Origin of the sequence: Niallia circulans (assembly GCF_003726095.1) — a bacterium.
In the GTDB taxonomy this organism is placed as follows: domain Bacteria; phylum Bacillota; class Bacilli; order Bacillales; family Cytobacillaceae; genus Niallia; species Niallia circulans_A.
The window spans coordinates 60,731-78,050 of record NZ_CP026031.1 but is presented as its reverse complement, the minus strand read 5'-3'; the positions used below and the strand labels follow the sequence as shown (position 1 = coordinate 78,050).

Annotated in this window: 16 protein-coding genes; 4 read left to right on the top strand and 12 right to left on the bottom strand. The window is 34.8% G+C overall.

Annotated elements, in window-relative coordinates; genetic code table 11:
- Window positions 1-64 precede the first annotated feature (64 nt).
- The 3 genes from C2I06_RS00370 to C2I06_RS00360 form a co-directional block, all read right to left on the bottom strand.
- Window positions 65-556, bottom strand: coding sequence for a GNAT family N-acetyltransferase (locus tag C2I06_RS00370; RefSeq protein ID WP_095330059.1), 492 nt, complete (start codon window positions 554-556; stop codon window positions 65-67).
- Entirely contained in the window at window positions 546-1,076 is a 531-nt protein-coding gene (locus C2I06_RS00365) for an NUDIX hydrolase (RefSeq protein WP_095330060.1), read from the bottom strand. Before C2I06_RS00365 ends, C2I06_RS00370 begins: the two co-directional genes overlap by 11 nt.
- 217 nt (window positions 1,077-1,293) lie before the next feature.
- A complete protein-coding gene (locus tag C2I06_RS00360) occupies window positions 1,294-3,258 on the bottom strand; it encodes a glycoside hydrolase family 127 protein (RefSeq protein ID WP_206426413.1) in 1,965 nt (654 codons plus the stop codon).
- A 139-nt stretch (window positions 3,259-3,397) separates the two neighbouring features.
- Between C2I06_RS00360 and C2I06_RS00355 the strand changes: the two genes are divergently transcribed.
- Window positions 3,398-4,261, top strand: coding sequence for an AraC family transcriptional regulator (locus tag C2I06_RS00355; protein ID WP_123257232.1), 864 nt, complete (start codon window positions 3,398-3,400; stop codon window positions 4,259-4,261).
- A gap of 168 nt (window positions 4,262-4,429) precedes the next feature.
- The gene (locus C2I06_RS00350) at window positions 4,430-5,332 is read left to right on the top strand and encodes an ArsR/SmtB family transcription factor (RefSeq protein ID WP_095330063.1); all 903 of its coding nucleotides are present in this window, start codon (window positions 4,430-4,432) and stop codon (window positions 5,330-5,332) included.
- Window positions 5,333-5,445: 113 nt separating this feature from the next.
- Here the strand turns inward: C2I06_RS00350 and C2I06_RS00345 are convergent, their stop codons facing one another.
- On the bottom strand, window positions 5,446-6,444 hold the full coding sequence (locus tag C2I06_RS00345) for a Gfo/Idh/MocA family protein (RefSeq protein ID WP_123257231.1): 999 nt from the start codon (window positions 6,442-6,444) through the stop codon (window positions 5,446-5,448).
- A gap of 1 nt (window position 6,445) precedes the next feature.
- The gene (locus C2I06_RS00340) at window positions 6,446-7,462 is read right to left on the bottom strand and encodes a Gfo/Idh/MocA family oxidoreductase (RefSeq protein WP_123257230.1); all 1,017 of its coding nucleotides are present in this window, start codon (window positions 7,460-7,462) and stop codon (window positions 6,446-6,448) included.
- Between the two features lie 166 nt (window positions 7,463-7,628).
- Between C2I06_RS00340 and C2I06_RS00335 the strand changes: the two genes are divergently transcribed.
- A complete protein-coding gene (locus C2I06_RS00335; RefSeq protein WP_095330065.1) occupies window positions 7,629-8,483 on the top strand; it encodes a MurR/RpiR family transcriptional regulator in 855 nt (284 codons plus the stop codon).
- A 64-nt stretch (window positions 8,484-8,547) separates the two neighbouring features.
- Here C2I06_RS00335 and C2I06_RS00330 read toward each other — a convergent pair whose 3' ends face one another.
- From C2I06_RS00330 to C2I06_RS00305, 7 genes are all read right to left on the bottom strand, one after another.
- Window positions 8,548-10,167: a hypothetical protein gene (locus C2I06_RS00330; RefSeq protein WP_095330066.1), complete on the bottom strand. Its 1,620-nt coding sequence runs from the start codon at window positions 10,165-10,167 to the stop codon at window positions 8,548-8,550.
- Window positions 10,164-10,946, bottom strand: coding sequence for an ABC transporter ATP-binding protein (locus tag C2I06_RS00325; protein ID WP_095330123.1), 783 nt, complete (start codon window positions 10,944-10,946; stop codon window positions 10,164-10,166). The genes C2I06_RS00330 and C2I06_RS00325 overlap by 4 nt, the downstream gene beginning before the upstream one ends.
- Window positions 10,947-11,125: 179 nt before the next feature.
- The gene (locus C2I06_RS00320; RefSeq protein WP_249928261.1) at window positions 11,126-11,887 is read right to left on the bottom strand and encodes a class I SAM-dependent methyltransferase; all 762 of its coding nucleotides are present in this window, start codon (window positions 11,885-11,887) and stop codon (window positions 11,126-11,128) included.
- A 171-nt stretch (window positions 11,888-12,058) separates the two neighbouring features.
- A complete protein-coding gene (locus tag C2I06_RS25705) occupies window positions 12,059-12,187 on the bottom strand; it encodes a hypothetical protein (protein ID WP_268877119.1) in 129 nt (42 codons plus the stop codon).
- 92 nt (window positions 12,188-12,279) lie between these two features.
- On the bottom strand, window positions 12,280-13,374 hold the full coding sequence (locus C2I06_RS00315) for an ABC transporter permease (protein WP_123257229.1): 1,095 nt from the start codon (window positions 13,372-13,374) through the stop codon (window positions 12,280-12,282).
- Window positions 13,371-14,627: an ABC transporter permease gene (locus tag C2I06_RS00310; RefSeq protein ID WP_123257228.1), complete on the bottom strand. Its 1,257-nt coding sequence runs from the start codon at window positions 14,625-14,627 to the stop codon at window positions 13,371-13,373. The genes C2I06_RS00315 and C2I06_RS00310 overlap by 4 nt, the downstream gene beginning before the upstream one ends.
- 11 nt (window positions 14,628-14,638) lie before the next feature.
- Window positions 14,639-15,571: an ABC transporter ATP-binding protein gene (locus C2I06_RS00305; protein WP_095330069.1), complete on the bottom strand. Its 933-nt coding sequence runs from the start codon at window positions 15,569-15,571 to the stop codon at window positions 14,639-14,641.
- A gap of 214 nt (window positions 15,572-15,785) precedes the next feature.
- Between C2I06_RS00305 and C2I06_RS00300 the strand changes: the two genes are divergently transcribed.
- The gene (locus C2I06_RS00300) at window positions 15,786-17,114 is read left to right on the top strand and encodes a hemolysin family protein (RefSeq protein WP_123257227.1); all 1,329 of its coding nucleotides are present in this window, start codon (window positions 15,786-15,788) and stop codon (window positions 17,112-17,114) included.
- The last annotated feature ends 206 nt before the right edge of the window (window positions 17,115-17,320 follow it).

Sequence of the window (17,320 nt, the reverse complement as noted above, 5' to 3'; positions counted from 1 at the left end):
AAACTGTCGACAGAATGAATGCCTGCCGACAGTTTTCATTGTCTGATAAGCAATCGAAGCTCCCTTATTTCCATCCAAAAACAACTTCCGTTAATTTTTTGCCGCCTATTTCAACTTCTTCAGTCCCGATTCTTTTCCCGCCATTGGCTTCATAAAACTTACAAGCCGGATTATCTGCTAAAGCCAAAATAATCATCGGGAAGAGACCGATTTCCTTTAAATATTCCATTACCTTTTTTACTAACAAGCTTCCAATCCCTTGTCCTTGAAATGCTTCCAAAAGGTAGATGGCGTATAACTCACCAACATAACCTGGATACTGTCCGCTTCTTTCTTTTCCTCCATTAGCGAAACCAATAATTTCTCCAGTTTCATTTTCAGCAACAAAGACACTTCCAGTCGGGATTGCTTTCTTCCATATCTCTTCTCTTTCCTCATAATTAAGCCTTTCTAAAAATAAATCCGGAACTATTCCTTTATAAGTAGTGCGCCAACTATCTACATGTACTTTTGCAATCCTTTTGGCATCCTCATCCTTCGCTTTTCTAATAATCATCTGTGCTCTCCTTTTTTCCTTCTATTTGGAGGGATTTCTTCACTTCCCATTTCTCAAACCAAGTTACTTCAAGTCCAATTGAACCTGTTTGTATCCACTCTATTGCCTTTAGCACAAGTGGAGAAGCATTATGTATAGACAGATCGTTTAAGGAGACCCATTCCGCACCAAACGAATCCTGTCCTTCAAATTGCTTTGGTATTGAAATTTCCCCGCCTACTTTCCTTACTGTATAAAAAGCAGCGATATGATGAATATGAGTATATTCTCTCCATATACAAGGAAATAAAAAATCAGCCATACCTATTTGCTTCTCTATGGCAATCTTTATCCCCGTCTCTTCGAGAAACTCTCTCCTCATGGCTGTCGCCAAACTTTCCTCTGGTTCCAAGCTTCCTCCTGGCAAATCAAAGCGATTAGCATAAGGTCCTCTTTTCTTATGTATTACGAGTAATTTATCATTTTCCGTGTTAACCCCATACACCCCAAACGGCCGATGAAACTTTCTCTCTTCTTTCAATCCTATCCCCCCCTATTCATTTGATTGCACTCTTTCTAAAGATAATTAACTTGATTTTATCAGAATTCAAAAGCTTACTCCATTCTCTAAAACCAACTACTATTGTTATAGTCAGCATGCTTCCAGAAAGAAGGAAGCCTTCTCCCATGTATCCATTATTTCTCCAAAAAAGTAAAAAAGCATAAGGAAGTCTATCTATCCTTATGCTTTATGCACTCTACTTATATAGCCATACAACCATTTCACATTCTCCTCTATTTCCCCAGGAATAATAAGGAATGAGTGTAAGTTCTTTCTTTTCTGTATTCCCCCTGAAATTAAATTGGTATAATGTTTCCTGCCAACTTCTATCGACTAGTTCATGATCTGCTTCCACCATAAGTTGAGTAATCCCATTTAATACACCTGGCTGATAGCATACCTTTGCCCATTCAAGGTTTTTGGGGTTGATATGATAGGTTTGTAGTTTCTCTTCATTATCTATCGATTCTGCACAGTAAACAAAAGGGCCCCTTTGTATAGCTATACGATTAACATCGGCAACTACGTTAGGATTTGCCGTGACAGCCAACACTGGTGTCTCAAAGACAAGTTCCACTATTTCTCCATTCCACTTCCTTTTTAATTCCATATAGCCATCAATCATATTTATTTCGATTGTAGTTCCTTCCACATATAGTAATGGATTTTTTAGCCACTCGGGAATACGAATTTTTAAAGTAACTAATTGCCCATCCGTTTTGAGGCGATATTTCACCCTATTTTGCTTCGGAAATTCTGTCATTTGCTCTAAGGTTCCTCCCGGAAAGTCTAGGTTACTAGAAACAAATAGATTGCTGTAAATGATTTGTCTTTCTTCATCCCATGTATAAAAGTAACGCTGGATGGAACCGATTGTTCGCGCAAAGTTTGGCGGACAGCAAGCACAACCAAGCCAATTTGGCCGCTGAGACTTCACATGCCCTTGCCCAGGATTATTCTTACTTATGGACGGATATACTTCCAGTGGATTCACATAGAAAAAATGTTCTCCATCAATAGATGCTCCAGAAAGAGCACCATTATATAATGCCCGTTCCATAATCTCTATGTATTCTGCCTTTTGTTCTATTTTAAACATCTCATACGCAAAATAAATAAGAGCGATAGAGGCACATGTCTCACAGTACATGGTGTCATTCGGCAAATCATATTCACCTGTAAATGCCTCCCCATGAACAGTAGAACCAACACCAGCAGTTATATACATCTTCTTCTTGATAACGTCCCGCCAAATTTCTTTACAAGCTATAAATAGTTGTTCATCGTTTGAATGTTTTGCAATCCTTGCCATCCCAGTTGCCATATACAACATTCGAACTGCATGGCCAACTGCTGTTGTCTGCTTTTTCGGCTGAATATATGCTTGTAAATACTTTAAATCAATCTTTGGATGATCATTTGTTATTCCGTCTTTATTGTTTTGCTCTACTTGCTTGTCATAGAATAATGGATCTTTTCCTCTCACATCTATAAAGAAGGCTGCTAAATCTAAATATTTCTTCTCCCCAGTAAACTCATACAATTTTGCTAACGCTAGTTCAATTTCTTGGTGACCATCAGCTCCCTGTATTTTTCCTTCTTCATAACCAAAATACTTTGCAACATTGTCTACTACCTTTAATGCAATCTGCAATAATGCTCTTTTCCCTGTAGCTTCTGTATAGCCTATAGCCGCTTCAATTAAGTGTCCAGCGCAATATAATTCATGACTATAGTACAGCTCACGATATTTTCTATTAGGAAATTTCACTTGAAAAAAAGTTTGTAAATAGCCATCTTTTTCTTGTGCCTTGCCAATTAAATCAATGACACTGTCAGCAAGCTCCTCTAATTCCTTATCTGGAGAAATTTGCAAACTGTATGAAACTGCTTCTAGCCATTTGTACACATCACTATCTTGAAAAAACCAGCCGTAATGTTCTCCACCTTTTAATCCAGCTGCTATGCGAAAATTTTCGATAGCATTGCTTTTCTCTGCTGGTAAACTCTCATCCTCTCTTTCCCTCTCAATATTAATATCCATATCGTTATCCATCACTTTATATTGAAAGGGAATTGTTTTGTGCTTAATATTTTTGACATAATAATTCCAAAATGTATCCTTTATATGCACCTTGTTTAAGGCAAATTCACTTAACAATTTACTTCCTCCATTCCTTTTTGACACCGTTTTCAATAGTTTAACTGGTTTCACGTATGATGTAAGTAGGATAACAAATAGATGTGGTGGACATAAACTAGATGATCGTGCTACCATATCTTCAAAAGGAGGAAAAAAGATGCAAGAAACGTATATACTTTCCCGTCTAACAGGAGCGGTACCCTTTCATTCAGCTGGTTTATTTGTGTCAGATGTTCCATGGTCTCATGCACCAAGAAAAAATCCAAATGAAGAAATTATCCTATGTATTTCTGGTACTCTCTATTTAGAGGTAGATAATACCGCATATGAATTAAAAGAAAATGAATTTCTTTTCATTCCTGCCAACACATCCTTTAAAGGTAGTAAACACTCAGAAAAGGGCCTATCATTCTATTGGTTCCACTTTTATCTTCCACAAGGAAAAAAGGCTGTTTCAAATCCCTACGCACAAAAAAGCTCCTCTCCAGAAATATATTTACCTTTGTATTCATCTGAAATGAATCTTTCTAAAACCATCATTTTGTTAAATCAATTAATCGCAAGCATGAAATCATCTCAAACAAATAATGGTTTTCTTGATTATTTAGTAACAGCTATCCTATTAGAGCTTAGTGAGGAAGCCCGTAGTGTCTATGAAGATTCTGCCGAGAGAGAACCACATAATCGTTTCTTACACTATGTAAAAGAATGGATTCGGATGAACAGCAATCACCCCTTAACAATAGAAGAAATCGCCAATCATTTTGGATATAATAAAGCTTACTTATCACATACTTTTTCAAAAAATATCGGAACAACAATTAGCCAATTTATTCTTCAAGTTAGATTAGAGAAGGCAAAATCATTATTATTGAACACGAATGATACTGTTACGAAAGTTGCTGCCGACTGTGGTTTTAAAGATGAGAAATATTTTATGAGAGTATTTAAGCAAACAGAAAACATGACCCCAACTGCTTTCCGTTCTGCCTTAAGGCATATTAAATTAAATAATATTTAAGATAATGATACTATAAACTTAATAAACTTTATCAATAAAAATATTAACATTAATATTAATCATTCTTTGGATTAAAAGAAAACATTTACAGAGATTAATTTCCGTGTTATTTTTTGTATAAGAAAGAAACTTTACAGTTAATCAAACATACTGAAAGAAGGGGTCTATATGCAATTGGGGATCGATAAATCCTCTTTAGTCGTGTACGAAGCTTTAGCAAGTGAAGTTCGAATGACAATTATTCAGTTACTGTCTAAAAATAAAATGAATATAAAAGAGCTTGCCAAAGAATTGGGCATCAGCAGTGCAATTGTAACAAAGCATGTAAAAAAATTAGAAGATGCAGGTCTAATAAAGACTGAAAAGATTCCAGGAAAGTCCGGATTACAAAAAATTTCCATGTTAAAAGTAGACCACATCGAAATCAATTTTCCAAAGAAAATCTATCATTCTTTTGCTTCTTACGAAACCTCTGTTCCAATTGGTCATTACACAGATTATGATTTAAAACCAACCTGTGGATTAGCTTCTGAAAAGGATTTTATTGGCAGAGTAGATGAACCAAAACTCTTTATGGATCCAAAAAGAGTGGAAGCAGAAATTTTGTGGTTTACTCAAGGCTTTATCCAATACACCATCCCAAACTTTTTAAAAAAGGAAGAAAAAATCCAGCAATTTGAAATTAGTTTAGAAGTGTGTTCAGAATTTCCATTTTCTAATGATAATTGGCCTTCTGATATTACCTTTTCACTAAATGGATTAGAACTTGGAACCTGGAGAAGTCCTGGAGACTTTGCAGATACACGAGGTAAACTTACACCTGAATGGTGGCCGCATAATCTAAATCAATACGGGCTTCTTAAAACACTGCGAATTACAAACCATGGTACATATATTGATGGAGATCCAATATCCGCAGTTACCATCAATGAATTGGATGACAATTGTGATCGCTGGACATTTCGAATTGAAGTGAAAGAAGATGCTGAATATGTTGGAGGTGCCACTATTTTTGGGAAGAAATTCGGAAATCACCCACAGGACATTATTTTCAAAGTCTATTATTTATAAGAGAAGGACTTACTTTAATGCATTGGGAAACAGTCACTTGTTTCCCTTACCTTCCTCGTTGCTTCCTTCCCAATTAAAAAAGTCCTCTATTAATAGAAGACTTTCTTTCAAGCCTATTCGTTTATCCCTTTATCGGCAGCAAAAATGATTCCTGCCTTTTTTCTTGCCATTGTAAGAATCTCCATCACTTGAAGACTATGTTCTAGTCTTTTTAGCATTTCACTTTTGTTTTTCTCGCGTATTATTTTTTCAAATGCAACAAATTCTTCATACATTCGATGTTTATGCTCATTTTTATTTATCTTCTCTTCTCCATTACTTGCATTGCTGATAGTAAATGAATCTATGCTGTTAACAGGCCCATCAACTGTCAAAAAGCCATTATCGCCTTGAATAGTCGCAAATGATGCTCCCCTGCTATCTTTAGAACCTATACATACCGCTTTAAATCGCTCATACTCTAAAACTAAGACTCCAGAGGTATCAATCCCTCGTGACAAATTGGGATAATACTGCACCGCCATTGGTTTTCCAAATAATCCAACAACGAAATGAATATTGTAACTGTTAATATCCATCAAGGCGCCACCTGACATCTCTGGATTAAAAGCTGGTAAAATGTCTCCCTCTTTAAAAGCATCATAACGTGAGGAGTACTGAGAATAATTTGCTTCTACCACCTTGATATCTCCTAACTTAGGAAGTAACTCTTTTATTTGTAAAAAATTTCCTCTATATTGATTAGTAATTGCTTCTATTAAATAAAGATCATTCCTTTGGGCAATCTTTTCTAATTCCTGCAATTCCTTTAAATTAGAGGTAAAAGGCTTCTCACAAATCACATGTTTTCTGGCTTCTAAAGCTTGTTTTGTATAGGAATAATGAAGCTGATTAGGCAATGCTATATAAACGACATCTATATCAGTATCTGCAAGCATCTCTTTATAATCAACATATATTTTGTTTATAAGATATTCCTTTTGTAAGTCTAACAAAAATCCCTTTTTATTAGGTCTTCCAAAAATCGCCATCAAGTCAATTTGTGGAATAGATTTAAACATAGGTAATAAATCTTGAACAATCTTTCCTGCTCCCACTATTCCAAGTTTCATTTTATTTACATCCCTTCATTCCCGCTTCTAAAATTGCCAATTGTAATAGCGTTTCCTCATCTTTTATTATTTTTTCTTCCCCATGGATGATTGTATTATACATTCCATCATACACTCGCCCATAATCCCCTGCCTTTGATACAACTTTTTCTTCATGGTAATCTCCATTCTCATCTATATAAGTTAGGGTACCATAATGTTCTGGTTGGTCTATCCCAAAACTCTCTCCATCAGGCATATAGAAAAGTTTTAAATGTTCCTCTTGTCTATCTTTCGAATGTTTAATGAAGCTTCCCTTCTTACCGTAAACAACAAAGCTTGGTCTTTCTTTTAGACGGAAGTAACTTGACTTAATCGAAACCTTTAACTGATCATAATAAAAATCTAAGTCAAAATAGTCATTCATTCGTCCTTGTCCTAGTAATTGTCTTACATCATAATGAACATGCTGCGGTTTTCCAAAATAAGATATGACCTGGTCGATCGTATGGGTACCATGTCCGTACATAAAGCTACGATAATTATTATAAACCTGGACTGATTCTGGCACTTCTGGTCGATAATAGTCATAATTCAATTCTACTTCTAATAAATCTCCTAATTTACCACTCTCTATCACTTTTTTTGTTGTCAGAAAATCTGAATCATAACGGCGGTTTTGATAGCATTGAACAACAAGTCCTTTTTCTTTTGCATATAAGAATATTTCTTCGGCTTCTTCTACCGACATCATAAATGGCTTTTCCACTAGCACATGTTTATTATGATCTAAAGCTAACTTAGCAAATGCATAATGAGAGTCATGAGATGTTGTTACTACGATTAATTGAATCTCTTGATCATTGAGTATCTCGTTTAAATCCGTAGTATAATGAATATGTTTATATTTCTTCCATGTATCGCGAGCTGGGTTTCTACGATAAATTGTTTTCACCTTAATATGGTCTCTTTGTAAAGTAAAAGGAAGATGATACCGATTTGTACTTTTGCCATTTCCTATGTATCCAATTGTTAGCATAAAAGGCACTCCTTTTTTCCTTAATGGGATTATTATAGGATGGAATAACAGAGAATTCCATGTAAAGCTTTTGCATTAATGGATTTAGGATAAAATGTTCAAGCTTCCATCTGAAATTAAGCTGATTTAATGAACAAAATGTTCAATTTTAAAGGGGTGAGCCGATTTGTTGCTAAAACAAATTGCCAATAGAACGGATTATACAGCAGCAGAAAAAAATATTGCAAAATATATTTTGGAGAATGCTAACTTAATTGAGAGAATGACAATCCAAGAGTTAGCACAAAAAACATTTACTTCTCATACTTCTATCATTCGCTTTGCACAAAAGTTAGGAATGAAGGGCTTTAAAGATTTTAAAATTATGCTTGTTAAATCGATCGAGCAAAAAAACCATGTTTTATCTGAAATTAATCCGAATATCCCATTTGAGGATGATGCTTCTCTTATGAAAATCAGCCAGGATATGATGTATTTAACGCAACAGGCCATCAAAGAAAGCTATGAGCTCTTAAAGGAAAAATCCCTTTTTAAAATGACTAAGTATCTATACAATTCAAACCGCATCTTTATGTATGCTGTAGGAGATTCGCAAATTCGGGCCGAAAGTTTCCAAAATAAACTTTTGAAGATAAATAAATATGCCATAATCGCAACGGCCCGTAATGAATTTGCCAACAACACTGTTAACATTGAAAGAAATGACTGCGCCTTTTTTATTACTTATGAAGCTAAATCAAATGAGGACTTCATTGCTGCTCGTATATTAAAAGAAAGAAAGGTGCCGATTTTATTGTTAACCGCCTTTCCTGAAAGTAAATTAGCCAAAATGGCAGATGTTGTTTTAACCATACCAGCTTTAGAAAAGAAAGAAACAGACAAAATCGCTACCTTTGCATCACAAGTATCCATTGATTATGTACTTAATGTCTTATTTTCCAGCTTGTATCAAATAAATTACACACAGAACAGAGAGCATCAAAGAAAAAGTACGGAATTAATAGATCGCTTTTCTTTTTAAAATATAAGAAAATCCCTTAGTCTAAATATAGTTAAACTAGGGGATTTAAAAACGACACTGTCTGCTAAGGCTTCCATTTCTTCCAAAATAAAAGATTTACAAAGAAAAGCAACAGAGCGTAAATATATACACCATAAGGAAAAGTACTACTGATATAATGGATACCTGCTAAAATCGGCAATGGAATGAGCAGAAGGAATAATCTCCAGCTTTGTTGATTTCCACCTGATTCAAAAGACAGTGAAAAAGGGATTTGTTTATCTAATAACAAATTACAAACAATAGCATAAAAGAAAGCAGATAGAAAGACTACTAGCAAATCAGGAATAATTCTTATTCCAAACAGAAATAAAAACACAAAGCTTAATAAAAAATAAATAGGTAAATATAATTTGCTAATGACTGCTTTTAATGAACCTTTATAATACGCAGAAAAGTCAGCGACGGGGAGAATAGTAAAAATCCAAGCCCCTTTATATTTTCCGGAAAACCTCAACATAAAAATAATTGTTGGGATATTAATCATGGTAAAATAAATCGTTAAATAAGCCGAACTCGTGGAAAAATCGATATCCTCCAAATTCGTTCCACTATAAAGAAATAAAAAGGGAATAACGATCGAAAAACCGATTGACGGATAAACCTTTAGCTTAAAATCTCTTTCCTGGCTGATCATTTGCTCTGTGAAATGATAAAAGGCTTTTTCTTCCCTGCTTTTTATATATAACGATAATACCCACTCTTTAATCTTCAATATCTTTCTTTTTCTCGCCTTACTTTGACTTGTTAATTTTTCTAAACTTTTCTCAAAAACAGGAACTAGCCTTCCATAAATAATAATAGCGAGGATCGGTAAAACAAAGGCGATTGTCGCAAGAAGGATCATCATCATTTCCGTATTTCCGTTCAAAACCCATTCATACGGTCCTGCAAACCACATAGGAACAATGAATAGATGCCACCAATGCACTTCATAAATAATATTTAAATCAACAAATTCAAAGCTTCGAATTACAATCTGATACCCTATCATAATCATGATAGATAGACCGATCTGCACATAGTTAATAACATCTTTTAACTTTTCCCCATCAAAAAAACGCAAAATAGCCAAATATAATAATGCTGTCATAACAACAATAAATAAATTGGCTAACACAAGAAGAAGAATGGTTAATAGAAAAAAGACGATTCCTTGTTTGATCAAACTTACCATTAGCGGAACAAGCGTTATGGCAATCGTTAGTTGTGACAAATAAATCATTATATGCAACACTTTCGCTGCATTAATGGTTTTTCTATTAACTGGCTTCGAATGGACAATATGCTTATCGCGAACATCTAATAAGACAGCAGAAAAATCGGAAATCATAGAGGTCATAACAAGAAATAAAATGATTCCAAAAGAGATACTCATTTGAAAAAGATAATTATCCCCGAAAGCCATAAAGGGAATAAGAATTAATCCCATTAAGGCATATAACCACAAAGATTTGATATAGGCGTATTTATCCTCTTTTTTTTCTTTCTTTTGAATGGATTGTGAAAAGATAGTTGGCAGCTTCCGTTGATCCATTATAAGCTTTACTTGCAAAATGGCTCTTAACACCTCATAATCGATGCCTATTTTCAGAAAAAAAGCTTTAAAGTGATCAAGAAGTTTTAATACCTTATAATCTGTCATGTCTGCACCTCTTGCACAACAGACACAAAGGATTCACCTATTTCTCTATGATTATAAAAGCCTGTAAGTTGGTTAAAGATACCTTCTAAACTACCTTGTTGATTTTGTGCCTGCAGCTCTTTAAAGCTTCCATCTACTACAACCTTTCCGTCATTTAATAAAATAATCCGACTGCTTATCTTTTCTACCACATCCATAATATGCGAAGAATAAAAGATTGTTTTGCCAGAGGATGCCAGCTGTGCAAGAATTTCTTTAAATATCATCACACTATTGGCATCAAGCCCATTGATGGGTTCATCTAGAAATAAAATATCCGGATTATGCAAAACGCTAGAAATAATTAGTAGTTTTTGCCGCATTCCTTTTGAATAAGAAGATATTCTTGAATGATAGACCTCCCCAATTCCAAAGAGTTCCATTAACTTTTGGGCTTTTTGATCAACAAATTCAACCTTCATCCCATACAATTGACCAATAAAGGTTAAATACTCATATGCAGTTAAATTATCATAAACCTCTGCTATCTCTGGCACATAACCAATTCTCCGTTTATATTCGATAGAATTTTGGTTAATCTCCTTACCAAAAAGTTTTACTTCCCCTTTGACATACGTTTCAATCCCAAGAAGAATCTTAACAGTGGTACTTTTCCCAGCCCCATTTGGTCCAATATATCCAATAATCTCCCCTCGAGAAACATGAAGATCTATTCCTTTTAAAACTTCCTTTGCACCATAGTTTTTCCATAGTCCTTTTATCGTAATGATTTCTTCCACAGCCACTAACTCCCCTCCCTTTTCATAATTGTTCCAATTTACAAAAAAAGAATTAATCCTTCTTTTATTGTAACATTTCTCCATTCTCCTTGTAATAAATTTTCCTTTTTTTAGAAAAACTAAAAAAAACTCAGCTAAACCTTTTAGGTATTAACTGAGTTTCTCGTATAGTTCTTATGTTATTTCTTTCTCATCTTTAGATAAAAACGAGATTGGCTGGCATCAAAAAAGCCGTTTTTTTCGATGTACTGATGCAAACGATAGAGTTCATTTTGGTACTTTTCCACACTAAAATCAGGAACTTGCCAAGGTATCGCCTTTAAATAATAAATAAGTGCGCCCAAGTCATAGAAACGCTGGACAGGAAACTCCTCCTGGTGCTCCAGAACCTCCCATTCAGCATTAGGAAACTGGTTGAGAGCAATGGAAAGTTTCCACTCTTTAAATTCAGGATTGAGCGGAACTTCAAACCAGTCATTTATTTCCTTGCAATCTAAACCTCCAACTTGCTGGGTAAGAAAAATACCTTTTGGCTTTAAAATTCTTTTCACTTCTTTCTCGGAGTAAGACTCATGTCTATTAATGATTAAATCAAAATGATTATCGGGAAATGGCAATTCATTATCATCAACCACTTCCATCACTCTCACTCCTAAAGACTCTAGCTTCTTTTTGGCAATCGGTACGTTCGGCTTATACCCTTCAGTCGCATAAATGGTACTTGGAAAATAGCCTTTCAATAAAGAAAGAAACTCTCCTCCCCCCGTTCCCATATCCAATACAGCTGTGGCCTCCTGCATCGCAGAAATCACTTTGCTCCCGTAAGACCAAGAAATCATGCTGTTTTGGATTCTGCCTGTATCATAAATGCTAGAAAAGTCCCATCCTGAAAACTTCTCGTTTATTTCCTCTAAATACCTATGAAAATTAATATCTTTCACTTTTTATTCCTCCCTATTTTTTATTTTTCAATAAAGAATAGGGAGGAGGTCCTCTACAATAATGGTTTTATATTTCATGTTCCAGCGATTTCATAATCTCATATTCTCTCCTTTATTCCTTCTGTTAATCTCTATAAAGACTATCAGAAGCTTATCAACTACCATTAAGCCCTACAAATCTCTAATGGTGTCATTTGTTAACCAAACAAGATTTCCACTCGGCTCAAAAATAACAGAGATTAAAAATGTCAAAGGAAGAACTACAACATATAAATAGCCTTTCACTATTTTTCGGATCAACTGTTCCAGCTCCCTCTTCCTAAACTTGGAAATCTTTTCCCTTTATTATACACTATTTTTTATTTTTTCGAAATATTCCACTTTATATTTTCTTATACATGTCTTTTTTCTATAAGCTGAATACCAATACCTAGCATAATTGTTCCCATCAAACAAAGAATCCCTGCTGGAACCATGATATCATTCCAAGAAGCACTGTCGATAACACCTTTTTTTAATAGTTCCATTCCATAAGTAATAGGAACAACTTTAGATAACAAAATCATTATTTTGGATGTAACAATTTCGATTGGCCAGTAAGCTCCGCCTAGCATCGCAAAGCTCACAGATACCAACGGAATGAAGGCATTAAACTGGCTTGGTGTTTTCAGAAGACCTGTTAAGAGAATAGTCAATGCTACAATAGCGTACAAATATGGAATGATTAGAACAAATACCAGATGGAAATTTCCATTAAAATCAATATTTAATCCATACTTAAAAAGAAGAAAAATAATGATTATTTGGACATAACCTATTAAAAAACTAAATAATAAATGCCCCAAATATATTTGTGCTTTGGAAGTAGAGGATAAGATAAATCGATCCCATATTCCATTTTGTTTATCTCTTAGAATTTCAATAACAGTAAAGGAAACGGTAAAAATACAAAAGAATAAAGTAAACCCAAAGAGCGACTGGAGCGATTGATTATAGCTTGCTTCCTTTTCCGTTAATGTTTGTTCTGTTTCAACAGGTATAATTGGTGTCTCTTTATTATGTGCAAGCACCCTTTTAGCTTCTTCTTTATCCGCAGCTTCATTGATCAGCGCCTTTTCCTTAAGCATATTCGCATAATAGGTTTGAAGATAATTTTGAACCATTAATACATTGGACGTATCAGCTACTCGAAACATAGTATAAGTATCTGGATTTATCGCCACTCCCATATCTGTTTTTCCTTTTGCTAACTGTTCCTTTACTTCTTTTTCTGTATACATAACAAACGAATAACTTTCACTTTGATTTAAAAATTCTAGAATATCAGTTGTTTTCTCCGAGTGTTCTGTATAAACTGGCACTTCTACTTTTGTGAAAGAGGAGATTCCAACTAAATAAGCAAAAACGATACAAATGAAGGAGGTTATAATAAATCCACCCGGCTGTCTGATAAATTTCTTACATTTCCCCCATAAAATTGCATTCATCGGCGAACCCCTCCTCTTGTTTTCAAGGTAATCCCACTAATCAACAGCAAAGCAAGAGAAAATAGGAGGATTGCTTTAAGATGGCTCCATAAATCCACCAATGGGTAGCCTTGATATGCTTTTAAATAGGCAGTAAGTGCTGCTCCTCCTGGAGAATATTCGCCTAATGTTTCCATAAATCCACCAATCGCACTAACATTAAAAAAGCTGCCGCCAATAAACGCAAGAATAGGGACAATTAAAGAAGAAAAAATACTTTCCACATTTCGTGACTTAGCAGCAAAGGAAATTGCAGTTGCTATAGTAGCAAATGCTGCTGCCATTAGATTTACCGTTAAAATAACAATTAATTGATTTATCATACTAGAAAAGACGACTCCATAAATCAATGCTATTAAGCTAAACAGAATGGTCTGCTGTAAAAAAGACAGAATAAAGGCTGAGATAAAAATACCAGCAAAAAACATGATTTTCGGAACATTTGCTAGTAAGATACGTTCATACAAAAGCTCTTCTTTTTGCTGATACGCAAAGCCTGCTACCGTTGTAGATATATAGAATACAAACATCACAGACATGCCCACTCCATAATAAGCAAAAGCGCTGATTTCCTTTTTCTTTTCGATATTTTTGATTTGTCCATTTGCTTTTTCGCTAACTAATGTTGAATAATCAATTTGAAGATCTTGGGCTGTCTTTAGATACGTCCACTCTTTTTGATAATTCGCCAAAATATCCTCAATAATAGTTGCCTGAAGGGACTCTTGGTTTTTTGTCTTTATTATCCACGATGGAAGATCGGTTTCTTCCTCTAAAAAATTCGTATAAAAGTCAGAAGTAAATCCTTCGGGAATCAATAATACACCGTCAAAATCCTTTTCCTTTACTTTGGTCCGGTCATTATATTCCGTAACGGAAAGGAATTTCTTCAAATCAGGACTTTCCCCGACTGCTTTCATAAATGTAGCTATCGGCTGCAGAGCCTGAATATGCGCTATTTTTGCATTTTTCTCTTGATTGCTTAAAGGAGACTGGTTTATTTTTTCTATTATTTCTTGTTGGGCTTGCTGTTCTTGATCCTCTACCACCACAGCTAGCTTCGCTTTTACTTCCACTTCGCTATCATTATCCAAAGCTCCTAATGCGCTGCCAAGAATCGTGATAAGCACAAATGGCATTAACAACAAGACAACCAGCTCTCGGGGTCTTCTCCAAATCAGTAATAATTCTTTTTTTATCATTTGCCAAAGCATCTGGAATCCTCCTAATCTCTTAATTGACGGCCTGTTAAATGCAAGAACACATCTTCTAAAGTAGGCGCCTCAATATTTACAGAGAGTACATTTGTCTTCTGTTCTTCGGCAATCCGCAATATATCTTTTAACAAATTCACTTCCCTTGGTACAATAACCGTAATCACTGATTGTTGAATCGAGATATTCTTAATGCTTTCAAGATGACGGAGGGCTTCTGTAAATTCATGTTTGACGATTTCCACCTTAATGTTAATGGCTGTTTCTGCCGAAAGAATATTTTTAATATCCTCCTTCGTTCCCGAAGCAATGATTTCACCATGGTCCATAATATAAATTCGATTACAAAGAAACTCTACTTCTTCCATATAATGACTTGTATAAAGAACTGTCATTTGCTTTTCCTTATTTAGTCTTTTTACTGTTTCTAAAATATAATTTCTGGATTGTGGATCAATTCCAACAGTTGGTTCATCCATAATAATAATTTCTGGTTCATGGATTAAAGCAACACCAATATTTAATCTTCGTTTCATTCCGCCTGAGAAGGTTTTGACCAAATCCTTTTCCCGTTCTTTTAAACCAATTATTTCAAGAACTTCATCTACTCTCTTCTGTAAAATTTTTTTAGGAATACGATGCATTTTACCGAAAAATAGTAAGTTTTCTCGAGCAGATAAATCCATATAAACAGCAAGTTCTTGTGGTACTACTCCAAGAACCTTCCGTAAAGCCTGCGGTGTTTTTAAAATACTTTCATTATTTAAACGTACGTCCCCCTCTTGAGGAGAAACCAAAGAAGATATCATAGATATTGTTGTAGATTTACCTGCACCATTCGGTCCAAGTAAGCCTACAATTTCTCCACGCTCTAAATATAAATTGACAGAATTCACAACTTGCTTCCCTTTAAATGATTTAGATAAATTCATTATTTCTAACAAGGCAATCATCCTTTCTATATACAGAATAAAGAAAAGACTCTTCCATTCCTATACCTAAAGGTCATTTTTTTCCAAAAATAAAATGACTATAGTCATTTACTACAGTCATTTCTTTTTATGCTAATGCAATAAGCTGCTGCTTATTAACAAGCATACTTTCGTTTAAAAAGGGTAAAACAAATAAAAGATACTCATCGGAAAGGAGCTGAAAGATTTGGGCATTTTAGTTCTGGTCATCTTAATTGCTTTAAACGCTTTCTTTGCTGCAGCAGAAATTGCGCTCATTTCCTTAAATGACAATAAAATTAAACATATGGCTGACACAGGTCATAAGAAGGCTATAATAGTCCATAAATTGCTGTCAGAGCCGAGTAAATTTCTGGCGACAATCCAAATTGGAATTACTTTAGCAGGATTTCTAGCCAGTGCCTTTGCCGCGGACAGCTTTTCTGGTCACTTAACAGAGTTATTTTTAAGGATGGGGATTCCTCTCTCTAAAGGTTTGCTTGATTCTATTTCCGTCATTATTATTACACTGTTATTATCTTATTTCACGCTTGTTTTTGGTGAGTTAGTTCCTAAACGAGTTGCTTTGAAGAAAGCAGAGGGAATTGCGATGTTCGCTGCAAGTCCTCTAACAATGCTTTCTAAAATAACAGCACCATTTGTCGCGTTCTTAACTTTCTCTACTAATTTAGTTGCACGGCTTTTCAGCGTTCGTCCAGATGATGAAGAGGAGGAAGTAACAGAAGAAGATATAAAAATGATGATAGATGTAGGAAATGAAAGAGGAAGTATTGATGAAGATGAGCGAATGATGATACATAATATTTTTGAATTGGATAATAAAGATGTCACAGATATTATGACCCATCGCTCTAATATGGTAGCTATTCCTTCCCATTATACGTTAAAAGAGATAGCTACTCTTGTGAATCGTGAAATGTATACTCGCTATCCCGTATATGAGGGAAATATGGATAATATTATCGGTATCCTCCATTCTAAAGATCTTTTAGCATATATGGGGAAAGAAGAGACCTCTTTTCAACTAAGTAAGATTATTCGCGAACCATATTTTGTATTAGAATCAAAAAGAATTGATGAACTATTTATCCAGATGCAAAAAAATAATGTCCTTTTCGCAATTGTCGTTGATGAATACGGTGGAACAGACGGTATTGTGACAATGGAGGATTTAGTGGAAGAAATCGTCGGCAATATTTTTGATGAATATGATGAACCAAAACCTCCTGAGATTAAGATTATCGGGGAACATACCTATTTATTGCAAGGGACTATCAGTCTAGATGATGTGCAAGAATTATTGAAAATTACCTTGCCGATAGAAATTTATGATACATTGAGTGGTTTTCTCATCAGTAAGATTGGCTATATTCCTAACGAGAATGAAAAACCAACCATCCTCTTTAACAATTTCGAATTTCAAGTCGAGGAAATTGTGGACCGCAGAATCAGCCAAGTGAAGGTTACAAAAATAATCGAAGAGCAGTTCCCATCAAATACTTCTTTAGAAACATAAGTTTTCCAATGAACTGACTTAAATTTATGTTTTGGCTGGGACATAAGTTTCCCAGCCATAAATATAAATATCTGTGATTATCCCCACAGGCTGAATATACTTCTCTTTCTATTAGACTACATGAAAACCCCTGTCTTTCGCCTACTCTCTATTTCATGGTGTCTTTTACAAAGATTACAGCGCCATTTAAACTCCCTTCTCCATAT